Source organism: Streptomyces barringtoniae, assembly GCF_020819595.1.
Taxonomy (GTDB): domain Bacteria; phylum Actinomycetota; class Actinomycetes; order Streptomycetales; family Streptomycetaceae; genus Streptomyces; species Streptomyces barringtoniae.
On sequence record NZ_JAJHNP010000008.1, the window covers coordinates 136,519 to 150,259 of the forward strand.

The 13,741-nt window shown below is 72.2% G+C and carries 12 protein-coding genes and 1 riboswitch; of the genes, 4 read left to right on the top strand and 8 right to left on the bottom strand.

Features of this window, described 5'->3' with window-relative positions; all coding sequences use genetic code 11:
* Nucleotides 1-20: 20 nt before the first annotated feature.
* Nucleotides 21-1,472, bottom strand: coding sequence for a glycine hydroxymethyltransferase (locus LMU33_RS16280; protein WP_228621107.1), 1,452 nt, complete (start codon nt 1,470-1,472; stop codon nt 21-23).
* Between the two features lie 34 nt (nt 1,473-1,506).
* Nucleotides 1,507-1,595, bottom strand: a riboswitch (ZMP/ZTP riboswitch).
* Between the two features lie 92 nt (nt 1,596-1,687).
* Between LMU33_RS16280 and rocD the strand changes: the two genes are divergently transcribed.
* Nucleotides 1,688-2,893, top strand: a complete 1,206-nt coding sequence (gene rocD / locus LMU33_RS16285) for an ornithine--oxo-acid transaminase (protein ID WP_228621108.1) — start codon at nt 1,688-1,690, stop codon at nt 2,891-2,893.
* 11 nt (nt 2,894-2,904) lie between these two features.
* On the opposite strand, the gene LMU33_RS16290 is transcribed toward rocD, so the two are convergent.
* Nucleotides 2,905-4,089: a glutathionylspermidine synthase family protein gene (locus LMU33_RS16290; RefSeq protein ID WP_228621109.1), complete on the bottom strand. Its 1,185-nt coding sequence runs from the start codon at nt 4,087-4,089 to the stop codon at nt 2,905-2,907.
* Between the two features lie 13 nt (nt 4,090-4,102).
* The gene (locus LMU33_RS16295) at nt 4,103-4,450 is read right to left on the bottom strand and encodes a hypothetical protein (protein WP_228621110.1); all 348 of its coding nucleotides are present in this window, start codon (nt 4,448-4,450) and stop codon (nt 4,103-4,105) included.
* Nucleotides 4,451-4,576: 126 nt separating this feature from the next.
* Between LMU33_RS16295 and LMU33_RS16300 the strand changes: the two genes are divergently transcribed.
* A complete protein-coding gene (locus LMU33_RS16300; protein ID WP_228621303.1) occupies nt 4,577-5,404 on the top strand; it encodes a DMT family transporter in 828 nt (275 codons plus the stop codon).
* 15 nt (nt 5,405-5,419) lie between these two features.
* Here LMU33_RS16300 and pdxR read toward each other — a convergent pair whose 3' ends face one another.
* A complete protein-coding gene (gene pdxR, locus LMU33_RS16305) occupies nt 5,420-6,841 on the bottom strand; it encodes a MocR-like pyridoxine biosynthesis transcription factor PdxR (RefSeq protein ID WP_228621111.1) in 1,422 nt (473 codons plus the stop codon).
* 47 nt (nt 6,842-6,888) lie between these two features.
* Here pdxR and LMU33_RS16310 point away from each other — a divergent pair, with 47 nt between their 5' ends.
* Nucleotides 6,889-7,389: a carboxymuconolactone decarboxylase family protein gene (locus LMU33_RS16310; protein WP_228621112.1), complete on the top strand. Its 501-nt coding sequence runs from the start codon at nt 6,889-6,891 to the stop codon at nt 7,387-7,389.
* A 77-nt stretch (nt 7,390-7,466) separates the two neighbouring features.
* Nucleotides 7,467-8,204: an isocitrate lyase/PEP mutase family protein gene (locus tag LMU33_RS16315; protein WP_228621113.1), complete on the top strand. Its 738-nt coding sequence runs from the start codon at nt 7,467-7,469 to the stop codon at nt 8,202-8,204.
* 5 nt (nt 8,205-8,209) lie between these two features.
* Here the strand turns inward: LMU33_RS16315 and LMU33_RS16320 are convergent, their stop codons facing one another.
* Genes LMU33_RS16320 through LMU33_RS16335 form a run of 4 tightly spaced genes read right to left on the bottom strand, consistent with a single transcriptional unit; the run spans nt 8,210 to nt 13,719 of the window.
* Nucleotides 8,210-9,163, bottom strand: coding sequence for an ABC transporter substrate-binding protein (locus tag LMU33_RS16320; RefSeq protein ID WP_228621114.1), 954 nt, complete (start codon nt 9,161-9,163; stop codon nt 8,210-8,212).
* Nucleotide 9,164: 1 nt separating this feature from the next.
* Nucleotides 9,165-11,090 (bottom strand): ABC transporter permease, encoded by a 1,926-nt coding sequence (locus LMU33_RS16325; protein ID WP_228621115.1) that lies wholly within the window; start codon nt 11,088-11,090, stop codon nt 9,165-9,167.
* Nucleotides 11,090-12,190, bottom strand: coding sequence for a quaternary amine ABC transporter ATP-binding protein (locus tag LMU33_RS16330; protein ID WP_228621116.1), 1,101 nt, complete (start codon nt 12,188-12,190; stop codon nt 11,090-11,092). The genes LMU33_RS16325 and LMU33_RS16330 overlap by 1 nt, the downstream gene beginning before the upstream one ends.
* Entirely contained in the window at nt 12,187-13,719 is a 1,533-nt protein-coding gene (locus LMU33_RS16335) for a GMC family oxidoreductase (RefSeq protein ID WP_228621117.1), read from the bottom strand. The genes LMU33_RS16330 and LMU33_RS16335 overlap by 4 nt, the downstream gene beginning before the upstream one ends.
* Nucleotides 13,720-13,741 lie beyond the last annotated feature (22 nt).

The window sequence follows — 13,741 nt, forward strand, 5'->3', positions numbered from 1 at the left end:
GCGCCTGTCACGGGGCGGCTTCAGCCCAGGTCGATCTCCGGGTAGAGCGGGAAGCCCGCCACCAGGTCCGTCGCCCGCTGGGCGATCTCCTGGGCCACCTTCTCGTCCAGGACGTGGGCCGCCTTGCTCGGGGCGCCCGACTTGGTGGTGCCCGGCTCGGTGGTGGTGAGGACGCGGTCGATCAGGCTCGCCACCTCGTCCATCTCCGCCGTGTCCAGCCCGCGGGTCGTGAGCGCGGGGGTGCCGATGCGGATACCGGAGGTGTACCAGGCTCCGTTGGGGTCGGCCGGGATGGCGTTGCGGTTGGTGACGATGCCCGAGTCGAGCAGGGCCGCTTCGGCCTGGCGGCCGGTGAGGCCGTAGGAGGTGGCGACGTCGATCAGGTTGAGGTGGTTGTCGGTGCCGCCGGTGACCAGGGTGGCGCCGCGCCGCATCAGGCCCTCGGCCAGGGCGCGGGAGTTGTCGACGATGCGCCGGGCGTAGTCCTGGAAGGCGGGCTGACGCGCCTCGGCGAGGGCGACCGCCTTGGCAGCCATGACGTGCGGCAGCGGGCCGCCGAGGACCATCGGGCAGCCGCGGTCGACCTGGTCCCTGAGGGAGTCGTCGCACAGGACCATGCCGCCGCGCGGGCCGCGCAGCGACTTGTGGGTGGTGGTGGTGACGATCTGGGCGTGCGGGACCGGGTCGAAGTCGCCGGTCAGGACCTTGCCGGCGACGAGGCCCGCGAAGTGCGCCATGTCGACCATGAGGGTCGCGCCGACCTCGTCGGCGATCTCGCGCATGATCCGGAAGTTCACCAGACGGGGGTACGCCGAGTAGCCGGCGACGATGATCAGCGGCTTGAACTCGCGGGCCTGGGCGCGCAGGGCCTCGTAGTCGATGAGGCCGGTGGTGGGGTCGGTGCCGTAGGAGCGCTGGTCGAACATCTTGCCGGAGATGTTCGGGCGGAAGCCGTGGGTGAGGTGGCCGCCGGCGTCCAGGGACATGCCGAGCATGCGCTGGTTGCCGAAGGCCTGGCGCAGCTCGGCCCAGTCGGCCTCGGTCAGGTCGTTGACCTGGCGGGCGCCGGTCTTCTGCAGGAAGGGGGCCTCGACCCGGTCGGCGAGGACGGCCCAGAAGGCGACGAGGTTGGCGTCGATGCCGGAGTGCGGCTGGACGTAGGCGTGGCGGGCGCCGAAGAGCTCGCGGGCGTGCTCGGCGGCCAGGGCCTCCACGGTGTCGACGTTGCGGCAGCCGGCGTAGAAGCGGCGGCCGACGGTGCCCTCGGCGTACTTGTCGCTGAACCAGTTGCCCATGGCCAGGAGCGTGGCCGGGGAGGCGTAGTTCTCGGAGGCGATCAGCTTGAGCATCGCGCGCTGGTCGGTGACCTCCTGGCCGATCGCGTCGGCGACGCGCGGTTCGACGGCGCGGACGACGTCGAGGGCGGCGCGGAAGGCGGTGGACTCGGTGGACAGGGGCTGCTGCTCTGGCATGAGGACCTCCGGACGGCGTGTGTGTACAGCGTTCACGTTCGGCCCAGGCGCACGGCACACATCTCACTCGGGCCGCTCCCCGATGGTCCGTCCCATCCCAGCGCGCCAGTCACGGCCCGTTGATCAGCCTACCGGGCGAGCCGGACGGCGCAGGTCCCGCGTCCACCATGCGAGCGACGATAGGAAGGGGGCCACCGTCCTTTCCGGGAGAGGCCATGACCGCTGCAGAAGACCTCGTCGCCGCCGCCGAAGCCCACTGTGCGCCCACCTACCATCCGCTGCCGGTCGTCGTGGCCACGGCGGAGGGGGCGTGGATGACCGATGTGGAGGGGAGGCGCTATCTGGACCTGCTGGCGGGCTACTCGGCGCTGAACTTCGGGCACGGCAACCGGCGGCTGATCGAGGCGGCGAGGGCCCAGCTGGAGCGGGTGACGCTGACCTCCCGCGCCTTCCTGCACGACCGGTTCGCGGCGTTCTGCACGGAGCTGGCCGAGCTGTGCGGGATGGAGATGGTGCTGCCCGTGAACACCGGCGCGGAGGCGGTGGAGAGCGCGGTGAAGACGGCCCGGAAGTGGGGGTACCGGGTGAAGGGAGTGCCCGCGGAGATGGCGAAGATCGTGGTCGCGGGCGGCAACTTCCACGGGCGTACGACGACCATCATCAGCTTCTCCACCGACCCGGAGGCCCGGGCGGACTTCGGGCCCTACACGCCGGGGTTCGAGATCGTGCCGTACGGCGATCTGACGGCGATGCGTCAGGCGCTGACGGAGAACACCGTGGCGGTGCTGCTGGAGCCGATCCAGGGCGAGAACGGGGTGATCGTGCCGCCGGCCGGCTATCTCCCCGCGGTCCGGGAGCTGGCCCGCGAGCGGAACGTGCTGTTCGTCGCCGACGAGGTCCAGTCGGGTCTCGGCCGCACCGGGCGGACGTTCGCGTGCGAGCACGAGGGGGTGGTCCCGGACATGTACGTGCTGGGCAAGGCGCTGGGCGGCGGGATCGTGCCGGTGTCGGCGGTGGTGTCGAGCGCGGAGGTGCTCGGGGTGTTCCGGCCGGGCGAGCACGGCTCGACGTTCGGCGGGAATCCGCTGGCCTGCGCGGTGGCGCTGGAGGTGATCGCGATGCTGCGCACGGGCGAGTTCCAGGCCCGGGCCGCCGAGCTGGGCGAGCGGATGCACCGGGAGCTGCGGACGCTGCTCGGCACGGGCGCGGTGACGGCGGTGCGCGGGCGCGGGCTGTGGGCGGGCGTGGACATCGCGCCGAGGGCCGGCACGGCGAGGGAGGTCTCGGAGCGGCTGATGGACCGCGGGGTGCTGGTGAAGGACACCCACCGCGCCACCGTACGGCTCGCTCCGCCGCTGGTGATCGGGGAGAAGGACCTGGACTGGGGGCTGGAGCAGTTCCGGGCGGCGCTGAGCGGCTGAGGCGCGGGGCGTCAGAGGATCACATGGGGCAGGAAGCGGGCGTACCCGTCGGTGATCAGGCCGGAGGACTCGCGGATGCCGAGGCCAGCCGGCTCGTCCTGCACGACCCAGGCGCCGAGGACGACGTGGTTGCCGTCGAAGGCGGGCAGCGGGGCGAGCTGCTGGTAGCAGCAGGGCTCGTCGCGGAGTACGGCCGGGGCGCCGGGCCGGTGCACGGTGACGCCCTCGCCCTCGCGGCCGAGCAGCGGTTTGGCGACGTATCCGGGTGCGGAGGCCAGCTCGCGGGGGCCGTCGAGGTAGGCGGGGAGGAGGTTGGGGTGGCCCGGGTACAGCTCCCAGAGGATCGCCAGCAGGGCCTTGTTGCTGAGCAGCATCTTCCAGGCGGGTTCGATCCACAGGGTGCTGCCGGTGCCGCCGCCGTTGTCGAGGGTGTCCAGGACGTGCCCGCCGAAGGCGTCGGTGGTGAGCCACTCCCAGGGGTAGAGCTTGAAGATGCCGCGGATGAACCGGAGTTGGTTGTCGACGAAGCGGCCGGAGAGGCTGTCCCAGCCGATCTCCTCCATGGACAGCCAGTCGGTGTCGAGGCCCGCCTGTTCGGCGGTCTCCTTCAGGTAGGCGACCGTCATCAGGTCCTCGCCGAGTTCGTCGGCCGAGGAGTGCGCGAAGTGCAGCGGGCTGCCGGGGGGCAGCAGCGCGGCCTGGGTCCGCCAGGCCCCGACGAGGCGTTCGTGCAGGGAGTTCCACTGGTCGGCGCCCGGGAAGCGCTCCTCCATCCAGAACCACTGCGGTGAGGCGGCCTCCACCAGCGAGGTCGGGGTGTCGGCGTTGTACTCCAGCAGCCTGGCCGGGCCGGTGCCGTCGTAGCGGAGGTCGAACCGGCCGTAGACGGAGGGGAGTTCGGCGCGGCGCCGCCAGGCCTCGGCGACGGCGGCGGCCACGGCCGGGTCGGTGATGCCGAGGTCGGCGAGCCGGTCCTCGGCCACGATGTGGTCGGCGGCCGCGAGGCACATGCGGTGCAGTTCCTCGACGGTCTCCTCCAGCGCCTCGACCTCCGCCAGGGTGAAGACGTAGTAGGCGCTCTCGTCCCAGTAGGGGCGCAGGGAGCCGTCGGGGTGGCGGGTGAGGGGGTAGATCAGCCCCTGCTCCTCGACGGTCCGCTGCCAGCCCGGGCGGGGTGTGGTGGTACGGCGTTCCATGGGGCGGGTGCCCTCAGCCGCCGGAGCTGTGGTGGCCGCCGCCGAAGCCGCCGCGGTGGACTCCGCTGCCGCCGTGGCTGCCGCCCGAACCCGACCTGGGCCTGGTGAAGGAGCCGCCGCTCACCCAGGAGCCCTTCTTCCTGCCGCCGTAGTACCAGCCGCCGTCGACCGAGGTCTTCAGGGACGAGGAGTTGCAGTTCTTGTCGGAGACGACCTTGTAGCCCTTGGCGTAGGTGTAGCTGTCGCGGTCGACGCAGCGCTTGTCCGGGTCGGAGGAGCAGGCGGTGAGGGCGGCGGCCAGCAGGCCCATGCCGCCGAGGACGACCGTGCCCGAGCGCAGCCGGCGGCGCGTGTTCTCCATCGTGGTGTTCCCCCGCATGTCGGCCTGTTCGTAGGACTGTCGGATCAGCCTAGAGAACGGTAAGAGGGCAGGCCGCAGTGGGTTGTCACGTCGCCCCTCTCCTAGAGTCCCTTTGTGCTCTTTGGAATGGTGTGCGCCCTTGGCGCGGCGGTCTGCTTCGGCACCGCGACGGTGTTGCAGGCGGTGGCCGCGCGTGCGGTCGGTACGGACGGCGGGGGTGAGGCGGCACTGCTGCTGCGGGCGCTGCGGCAGTGGCGGTACCTGGCCGGGCTCGCGCTGGACGGGCTCGGCTTCCTGTTCCAGATCGCGGCACTGCGCTCGCTTCCGATCTACGCGGTCAGCGCGGCGCTGGCCTCGAGCCTGGCGGTGACCGCGGTGGTCGCGGCGCGGCTGCTGCGGGTGCGGCTGAGCGGCACGGAGTGGGGCGCGGTGGGCGTGGTGTGCGCAGGCCTCGCGATGCTGGGGCTGGCGTCCGGTCCGGAGGGGAACCAGGACGGTTCGGACACGTTGCGGTACGTGATGCTCGCGGTCGCGGTCGGCATGCTGCTGCTCGCGTTCGCGGGCGGGCGGCTGTCCGGCACGAGCCGGGCGCTCGTGCTCGGGCTGGGAGCCGGCTTCGGGTTCGGGGTGGTGGAGGTGTCGGTCCGGCTGGTCGACAGCCTGGCACCGCTGGATCTCCTGACCAACCCGGCGGCCTATGCGCTGCTGATCGGAGGAGGCGCGGCGTTCATGCTGCTCACCTCGGCCCTGCAACGGGGCTCGGTGACCACCGCCACCGCCGGCTTGGTGATCGGCGAGACCATCGGTCCGGCGGCCGTGGGCGTGGTGTGGCTGGGCGACCGTACGAAGGAGGGGCTCGCCTGGCTGGCGGTGCTGGGATTCCTGGTGGCCGTGGTGGGGGCGTTGGCGCTGGCCCGGTTCGGGGAGGCGCCGACGGTGGCCGAGGAGGCCTGAGGCCGCCCCGGTGTCCTACGGCAACACCCTGCACAGCGCGTCCAACGCCCCCGCCCATGCGCTGTCCGGCGGCGTCGCGTAGCCCACCACCAGCGCGTCCAGCGGCTCGGCGACGGCCTCCGGGTGGCGGTGGAAGGCGAGGCCGTGCAGGGCCAGGCCCTGCCAGCTCGCGGCCTGGACCACCGACTGTTCCATGCCCGCCGGCAGGCGCAGTACCGCGTGCAGGCCCGCGGCGACGCCGGTGACCGTCACCTCGGGGGCGCCGGCGGAGACGGCGGCGGCGAGGGCGTCACGGCGGCGCCGGTAGCGCAGTCGGGAGGAGCGGACGTGACGGTCGTACGCGCCGGAGGTGATGAACTCGGCGAGGGTGAACTGTTCGAGCACCCCGACGGTGTCGATGCCGCCCTTGGCCGAGGCCGCCTCCTCCGCCAGGGACGCCGGCAGGACCATCCAGCCCAGCCGCAGTCCGGGGGCCAGTGACTTGCTGGCGGTGCCGAAGTAGATCACGCGGTCGGGGTCGAGGCCCTGCAGGGCGCCGACGGGCTGGCGGTCGTAGCGGAACTCGCCGTCGTAGTCGTCCTCCAGGATCAGCCCGCCGGTGCGCCGTGCCCAGTCCACGACGGCGGCCCGCCGGTCGGGGTGCAGGGGCGTGCCCATGGGGAACTGGTGGGCGGGGGTCAGCAGGACCGCGCCCTGCCCGCCCAACGCCCCTGTGTCGGTGCCGAGTTCGTCGTACGGGAGGGGCGGTGTGGTCAGTCCGGACCGCTGCAGCAGGCTCCAGTACGCGTCGAGGCCGTACGACTCGACCGCCACCGTCCGCACCCCGCGCGCCCGCAGCAGAGTGCCGGTCAGGCGCAGCGCGTGTGCGAAACCGGAGGTGATCAGCACCCGCTCCGGGTCGGTGCGGACACCGCGTACCCGGGCGAGATAGCCGGCGAGGGCGGTGCGCAGTTCGGGGCGGCCGCGCGGGTCGCCGTAGCCGAGGGCGTGGTACGGGGCGGTGGCGAGGGCGCGGCGGGCGGCCCTGAGCCATGCGGCGCGCGGGAAGGCGGCGAGGTCGGGGATGCCGGGGACGAGGCTGTACGTCGGACGGGCCGGTTCCCCACGGCGGGGGGCCGCTCCCCGGCCGGGCGTCCCGGTCGCCGCGGTACCGGACGGCGGGACGGCCGCGGCCCCTTCCGCCACCCGCGTGCCCGAGCCCTGCCGGGCGGTGAGCCAGCCCTCCGCCACCAGGTCGGCGTAGGCCTCGGCGACGGTGTTGCGGGCGATGCCGAGGTCGGCGGCGAGGGTGCGGGAGGAGGGCAGCCGGGTGCCGGGGGCGAGGCGGCCGGTGCGGACGGCCTCGCGCAGGGCGTCGGTCAGGCCCCGGCGCAGGCCGCCGGAGCCGGCCGGTTCCAGGTGCAGGTCGACGCCCAGAGTGGCCCAGGATTCCACCATGGAAATGGACCATACTCCTGGGCTGCCTCGCTCATAGGGTCGAAGGCGTGAGTACTGCAGAGGAAACCGTCGAGTACGCCACCGAGCAGGCCCCGCGACTTGCCTGGGCCAAGCACGCCCCCGAGGTGTACAAGGCGATGGTCCGGCTGGACACCGCCGCCAAGCAGGGGCTGGACGCCCAGCTGTACGAGCTGGTGAAGATCCGCGCCTCACAGCTCAACCACTGCGCCTTCTGCCTCGACATGCACACCAAGGACGCGCTCGTGGCCGGTGAGAGCGTGCAGCGGATCGTGCAGCTCAGCGCCTGGGAGGAGTCGAGGCACTTCTACACGGAGAAGGAACTGGCGGCGATCGAGCTGACCGAGGCGATCACCGTCCTGACCGACGGATTCGTGCCGGACGAGGTGTACGAGAAGGCGGCCACGCACTTCGAGGAGGCCGAGCTGGCCCAGCTGATCGCCGCGATCACGGTGATCAACGCCTGGAACCGGTTCGGTGTGACCACCCGGATGACCCCGGGCCACTACCAGCCGGCGCAGCACCAGTGAGTCGCGGCGGTCACTGTGCCGACGTCCTGGAACCGACTGACGGTCGGCCGCCGTGTTCCACCGGGGGGTTACCAGCCATGAGCAAGATCGGCACGAGCAAGGTCGAGAAGTTCCGCGCGCTGCATCTGCGGCGTGCCCAGGGTGATCCGCTGGTCCTACCCGGCCCCTGGGACGCGGCCAGTGCGCGGGTGTTCGAGGAGGCGGGGTTCCCGGCGCTGGCCACGCCGAGCGCCGGGGTGGCCGCCGCGCTCGGGTACGCGGACGGGGGCACCCCGGCCGACGAGATGTTCGCCGCGGTCACCCGGATCGCGAGGGCGGTGGACGTGCCGGTGTCGGCGGACATCGAGTGCGGGTACGGGCTCGCGCCGAAGGAGATCGTGGAGCGGCTGCTGGAGGCCGGCGCCGTCGGCTGCAACCTCGAGGACTCCGACGGGGGTGTCCTCAAGGACCCGCAGGAGCAGGCCGAGTTCCTCGCCGAGGTCCGCTCGGCCGCCGCCGACCGGCTGTTCGTCAACGCCCGCGTGGACGTCTTCGTCCACGGCGACAGGGATCCCGAGCGGGCCATCGAGCGGGCCGCTCTGTACGTGGCGGCGGGCGCGGACTGCATCTATCCGATCCTCGCCCCCGTCGGCGTACTACCGCTGCTGCGGTCCGGCATCCAGGGCCCGCTGAACGCGCTGGCCCGCCTGGACGCGGACGGCCCCTCGTCCGCCGAACTCGGCGAACTCGGGGCCACCCGCATCACGTTCGGCCCGGGACTGCAGCGGCGGGCCACCGCGGCGGTCCAGGACCTCGCCGACGCCCTCAGGGGATAACGGCGTCAGGACAGCCACTTCCTCCACACGTCGGGGTGGCTGTCCGCCCACTTCTTCGCCGCGTCCTGGGGCGAGAGCTTCTGGTCGGCGATCATCAGGGAGACCTCGTTCTGGTCCTCGGTCGTCCAGCTGAACTTCTTCAGGAAGGCCGCCGCCTTGCCGCCCGACGCGGCGAAGCCGGCGTTGAGGTACTTCTGCAGCGGGGTGTGCGGATAGGCACAGGCGACCTTCGCGGCGTCCGCGTCGCAGCCGTCCTTGTACGGCGGCAGCTTCACCTCCGTCATGGGGACCTTCTTGAACAGCCACTGGGGGGCGTACCAGTACGTCAGGAAGGGCTTGTGCTGCTTGGCGAACTGTTTCATCTGGGTGATCTGGGCGGCCTCGGACCCGGCGAAGACGACCTGGTAGTTCAGCTTCAGGTTGTTCACCAGCGCCTTGTCGTTGGTGACGTACGACGGGGAGCCGTCCATCAGCTGGCCCTTGCCGCCGCTCTCCGCGGTGCGGAAGAGGGAGGCGTACTTGTTGAGGTTTCTCCAGTCGGTGATGTCCGGGTGCTGCTTGGCGAGGTAGGTGGGGACGTACCAGCCGATGTGGCCGGTCACGCCGAGGCCGCCGCCGCGCGCGATCGTCTTCTTGTCCTCGACGTACCGTTTCTCCTGGTCCGGGTGCCCCCAGTCCTCCAGGATGGCGTCGACACGGCCCTGGCTGAGCGCGTCCCAGGCGGGCACCTCGTCGACCTGGACGGTGTCGACGCGGTAGCCCAGCTTGTGCTCCAGGATGTACTGGGCGACGGCGACGTTGGACTGGGCGCCCACCCAGGACTGCACGGACAGGGTGACGGTCTTCGAGCCCCGGGCGTTCGCGAACGGGCTGGCCTGCTTGGTCATGTCGGCGGCGCCGCAGCCGGTCACCGTCAGCAGCAGCAGTGAGCCCACCGCGAGTGTCGTACGTGCGCGCATGTCAGGCTCCCTTCGTCGCGCGTCGCTCGGTCGGCTGGGTCACCCGGTCGAGCATCAGGCCCAGGCAGACGATCGCCCCACCGGCCACCAGACCGGTCGCCAGGTCGCCCTGGGCGAGACCGAAGGCCACGTTGTAGCCGAGGGCGCCGCCGCCGACCAGGCCGCCGATGATGACGACGGCGAGGACCAGGACCACGCCCTGGTTGACGGCGAGCAGCAACGACCGCTTGGCGAGCGGGAGTTGGACCTGCCACAGCTGCTGCCGGCCGGTCGCGCCGAGCGAGCGCGCCGACTCCAGCGCGGCCGGGTCGACCTGGCGCAGGCCCTGGGCGGTGATCCGGACGACGGCGGGCAGCGCGTAGACGACGGCCGCGGCGACGGCGGGGGCGCGGCCGACGCCGAACAGGGCGACGACCGGGATCAGGTACACGAACTGCGGCATGGTCTGGAAGACGTCCAGGACCGGGCGCAGCGCGCGTTCGACGCGGTCGCTGCGCGCGGCGGCGATGCCGGTCGCGAAGCCGAGGACGAGCGTCACGGCTACGGCGGCGAGCACCTGGGAGAGCGTGTCGAGGGCCGGGTCCCAGACACCGAGCACACCGATCGCGGCCATGGCGAGGACGGCGGTCAGGGCGGTGCGCCAGGTGCCGATCGTCCAGGCCAGCGCGGCGACGATCAGCAGCACCGACCACCAGGGCAGCCACTGCAGGCCGCCGCGGACGGGGTCCAGGATCCAGGTGGTGAAGTGGCCCGCCCAGTCGGCCGTACCGCCGATGACCGGGACGCCGGAGTAGAGGTGGTTGGTCATCCAGTCGACGGCGCGGTTGACCGGTTCGGCGATGTTCAGGGTCCAGCCGGAGGGCCAGTCGAGGCGGCCGAGGAGCCGGGCGGCCAGGGCGACCGCCACGGTGACGGCCAGGGCGTAGGCCCGGCCGATGGTCTTCGGGCGCGAGGTGCCGTCGCCTGCCGCTCCGGTCACGCGGTCGAGGACGATCGCGAGCAGCACGATCGGGATGCCGGCGGCGAGTGCCTGGCCGACGTCGACCGAGGCGAGTGCCTGGTAGACGCGGTCGCCGAGGCCGCCGGCGCCGATGACCGAGGCGATGACGGCCATGGACAGCGCCATCATGATCGTCTGGTTGAGGCCGAGGAGGAGTTCTCCCCGGGCCAGCGGGATACGGGCGGTCAGCAGCCGCTGGCGGCGGGTCGCGCCGAGCGACTCCACGGCCTCCAGGACCTCGGGGTCGGCGCCGCGCAGGCCGAGCGCGGTGAGGCGGGCCATCGGCGGGGCGGCGTACACGACGGTGGCGAGCACGGCCGCGGGGACGCCGATGCCGAAGACCAGGACGACGGGGAGGAGGTAGGCGAAGGCCGGGAGCACCTGCATGGTGTCCAGGACCGGACGCAGGGCGCGGTCCAGGCGGTCGGACAGGCCGGCGGCGAGGCCGAGGAGCGCGCCGACGACCACGGAGGCGAGGACCGCGACGACCATCAGCGCGAGGGTCTGCATGGTCGGCACCCACATGCCGAGGGCGCCGCAGGCCAGGAAGGCGATCGCGGTGCCGGCGGCGAGGCGCGGGCCGGCGACGCGCCAGGCGAGCAGGGCGCCGAACGCCGTGACGCCGGTCCAGCCCGCGGCGAGCAGGGTGAGGTAGACGGCTCGCACGGAGAGCACGACCGCGTTGCTGATGTAGCCGAAGAAGTAGAGGAACAGGGGGTGGCTGTCGCGGTTGTCGATCACCCAGTTGCTGGCGCCGGTGAGGGGCTTGTCCAGGCTGACGGTCAGGTCGTGGGGCCAGGATCCGCCGTGGAGCAGCGGCAGGAGTACGGCGGTGACGAGCGCGAGGAGGAGCAGCTTGGCCGCGGTTCTGCTCTTGAGGAGGCGGGGGATGTTCGTCCGGGAGGCCGGGACGGTCAGCGTTGCCATCAGACGGCCTCCGGGCTGGTCCGGGGGCCGGGTACGCCCACGTCCACGCCGGCCACGACGTCCAGCAGCAGCTCGTGGTCCACGGTCCCGACGCAGGTGCCGTCCTCCACCACGCACGCCGCTGCGCCGGTCTCGGCCACGGTCCTGATCGCGTCCACGACCACCGCGTCCGGGGCCAGCGCGCCCGGGTGCTCCGGGCCGCCGCAGGCGCCCGGCTTCATGGCCGTTCGCACCGTCATCACCTGCTCGCGCGGCACGTCCCGGACGAACTCGCGGACGTAGTCGTCGGCCGGGGAGCCCACGATCTCCTCGGGGCTGCCCAGCTGGACGACCTTGCCGTCGCGCATCAGGGCGATGCGGTCGCCCAGCTTGAGGGCCTCGGCGAGGTCGTGGGTGATGAAGACCATCGTGCGGCCCTCCTCGCGGTGCAGGCGGGCCACCTCGTCCTGCATGTCGCGCCGGATGAGCGGGTCGAGGGCGCTGAACGGCTCGTCGAACAGCAGCACCTCGGGGTCGACTGCCAGCGCCCGTGCGAGCCCCACGCGCTGGCGCTGGCCGCCGGAGAGCTGGGCGGGGCGGCGGTGTTCCATGCCTTCGAGGCCGACCTTGGCGACGACCTCGGCGGCCCGCTCGCGCCGCTCGGCCTTGCCCACGCCCTGGATCTCCAGGCCGTACGCCACGTTGTCCAGGACGGTGCGGTGCGGGAGCAGGCCGAAGTGCTGGAAGACCATGGCGGCCCGGTGCCGGCGCAGGTCGCGCAGGCGGGTCTTGTCCATCGCGCGGACGTCCTCGCCGTCGATGGAGATCGTGCCCGCCGTCGGTTCGATCAGGCGGGTGAGGCAGCGGACCAGGGTGGACTTGCCGGAGCCCGACAGGCCCATGACCACGAAGACCTCGCCCTTGCGGACGTCGAAGGAGACGTCGCGGACGGCGGCCGTACAGCCCGTGCGGGCGCGCAGGTCGGCGGGTTCGAGGGCGGCCAGCTCGGGGTCGTCGGGTATCCGCCGCGGCTTGGGGCCGAAGACCTTCCACAGGCCGGAGACCGAGAAGACGGGGGTGTCGTTGGTGGGCGGCTTGCGGGTGGGGACGGTGAGGGTCATCGGGCGTCACCTCCGATAAGGTCGACGGCCTTCTCCCCGACCATGAGCACCCCGATCATCGGGTTGACGGCGGTCATGGTCGGGAAGACGGATGCGTCGGCGATGCGGATGCCGTCGAGGCCGCGGATTCTCAGCTCCGGGTCCACTACGGCGAGTTCGTCGTCGGCGGCGCCCATCTTGCAGGTGCCGGCCGGGTGGTAGACGGTGTGCGCGACCTTGCGGGCGTACTCGCTGAGTTCGGCGTCGTCCCGGATCTCGGGGCCGGGGCACACCTCGCGCTTGAGCCAGCCCGCCAGCGGCTCGGTCCTGGCGATCTCACGGGCGATGCGGATGCCGTCGACCAGGGTCCGGGCGTCGTAGTCGTCCTCGTCGGTGAAGTAGCGGAAGTCGAGGGCGGGCTTGACGGACGGGTCGGCGCTGGTGAGGTAGAGGCGGCCGCGGCTCTTCGGCTTGGGGATGTTCGGGGTCATCGAGACGCCGTACGAGGGGCGTTCGTACCCGAGCCGTTCCGGGTTGTCCGTGAACGGGACCTGGTAGAAGTGGAACATCAGGTCCGGGCCCGCGTGTCCGGGGTCGCGGCGCACGAACAGGCCCGCGTCGGAGTCCATCGCCGAGTTCTCCGGGATCGGGCCGTGGGTCTCCCAGACGATGACCGACTCGGGGTGGTCCAGCAGGTTCTCGCCGACGCCGGGCAGGTCGTGGACGACCGGGATGCCCAGCTCTTCGAGGTCCTGGCGGGGCCCGATGCCCGAGTGCAGCAGCAGGCGGGGCGAATCCACGGCGCCGGCGCACAGCACGACCTCGCTCCGGGCCCGGACCAGCAGTTCCTCGCCGTCCTTGGTGCGCACGTGGACGCCCTCGGCGCGGGTGCCGTTCAGCTCGAGCTCGTACGCCCAGGTCTCCAGCAGGACGGTGAGGTTGGGGCGCTCGTCCATCACCGGGTGCAGGTAGGCCACCGAGGCCGAGGAGCGCTTGTTGTTCTCGGGGTGGTAGGCGAGGTCGAAGAAGCCGGCGCCCTCGGTGAACGGCTTCCTGTTGAAGCCCTCGACGCGGGGAACGCCGAGCGCGGCCCGGGCGGCGTCGACGAAGTCGCGGGCGATGGCGTTCCGGTCCTTCTCGTCGACGGAGACGATGTTGTTCTTCAGGCGGGCGAAGTAGGCCTCCATGGGGACGGCGCCCCAGCCCTTGGCGCCGGCCTCCTCCCACTCGTCCCAGTCGGACGGCAGCGGTTTGAAGGAGATGAGGGTGTTGTGGGAGGAGCAGCCGCCGAGGACGCGGGCGCGGCTGTGCCGGATGTGGGAGTTGCCGCGTGGCTGCTCCACCGTCGGGTAGTCGTAGTCGAGGTCGCCGCCGAGCAGGCCCATCCAGCGGCGCAGGGTGAGGACGTCGTCGCGGCCGACGTCGCTCGGGCCGCCCTCGATGACGGCGACGGTGACGTCCGGGTTCTCGGTGAGGCGGGAGGCGATGACGGAGCCTGCGGTGCCGCCGCCGATGACGACGTAGTCGTAGACGTGGGGGGTCTCGGGCATGGGGGTACTACTCCAGGGGTGC

What these genes read in the sequence shown, in the direction of transcription:
- LMU33_RS16280 (WP_228621107.1), bottom strand. Translation starts at nt 1,472, where the DNA reads ATGCCAGAGCAGCAGCCCCTGTCCACCGAGTCCACCGCCTTCCGCGCC.
- rocD (WP_228621108.1), top strand. Translation starts at nt 1,688, where the DNA reads ATGACCGCTGCAGAAGACCTCGTCGCCGCCGCCGAAGCCCACTGTGCG.
- LMU33_RS16290 (WP_228621109.1), bottom strand. Translation starts at nt 4,089, where the DNA reads ATGGAACGCCGTACCACCACACCCCGCCCGGGCTGGCAGCGGACCGTC.
- LMU33_RS16295 (WP_228621110.1), bottom strand. Translation starts at nt 4,450, where the DNA reads ATGGAGAACACGCGCCGCCGGCTGCGCTCGGGCACGGTCGTCCTCGGC.
- LMU33_RS16300 (WP_228621303.1), top strand. Translation starts at nt 4,577, where the DNA reads ATGGTGTGCGCCCTTGGCGCGGCGGTCTGCTTCGGCACCGCGACGGTG.
- pdxR (WP_228621111.1), bottom strand. Translation starts at nt 6,841, where the DNA reads ATGGTGGAATCCTGGGCCACTCTGGGCGTCGACCTGCACCTGGAACCG.
- LMU33_RS16315 (WP_228621113.1), top strand. Translation starts at nt 7,467, where the DNA reads ATGAGCAAGATCGGCACGAGCAAGGTCGAGAAGTTCCGCGCGCTGCAT.
- LMU33_RS16320 (WP_228621114.1), bottom strand. Translation starts at nt 9,163, where the DNA reads ATGCGCGCACGTACGACACTCGCGGTGGGCTCACTGCTGCTGCTGACG.
- LMU33_RS16325 (WP_228621115.1), bottom strand. Translation starts at nt 11,090, where the DNA reads ATGGCAACGCTGACCGTCCCGGCCTCCCGGACGAACATCCCCCGCCTC.
- LMU33_RS16330 (WP_228621116.1), bottom strand. Translation starts at nt 12,190, where the DNA reads ATGACCCTCACCGTCCCCACCCGCAAGCCGCCCACCAACGACACCCCC.
- LMU33_RS16335 (WP_228621117.1), bottom strand. Translation starts at nt 13,719, where the DNA reads ATGCCCGAGACCCCCCACGTCTACGACTACGTCGTCATCGGCGGCGGC.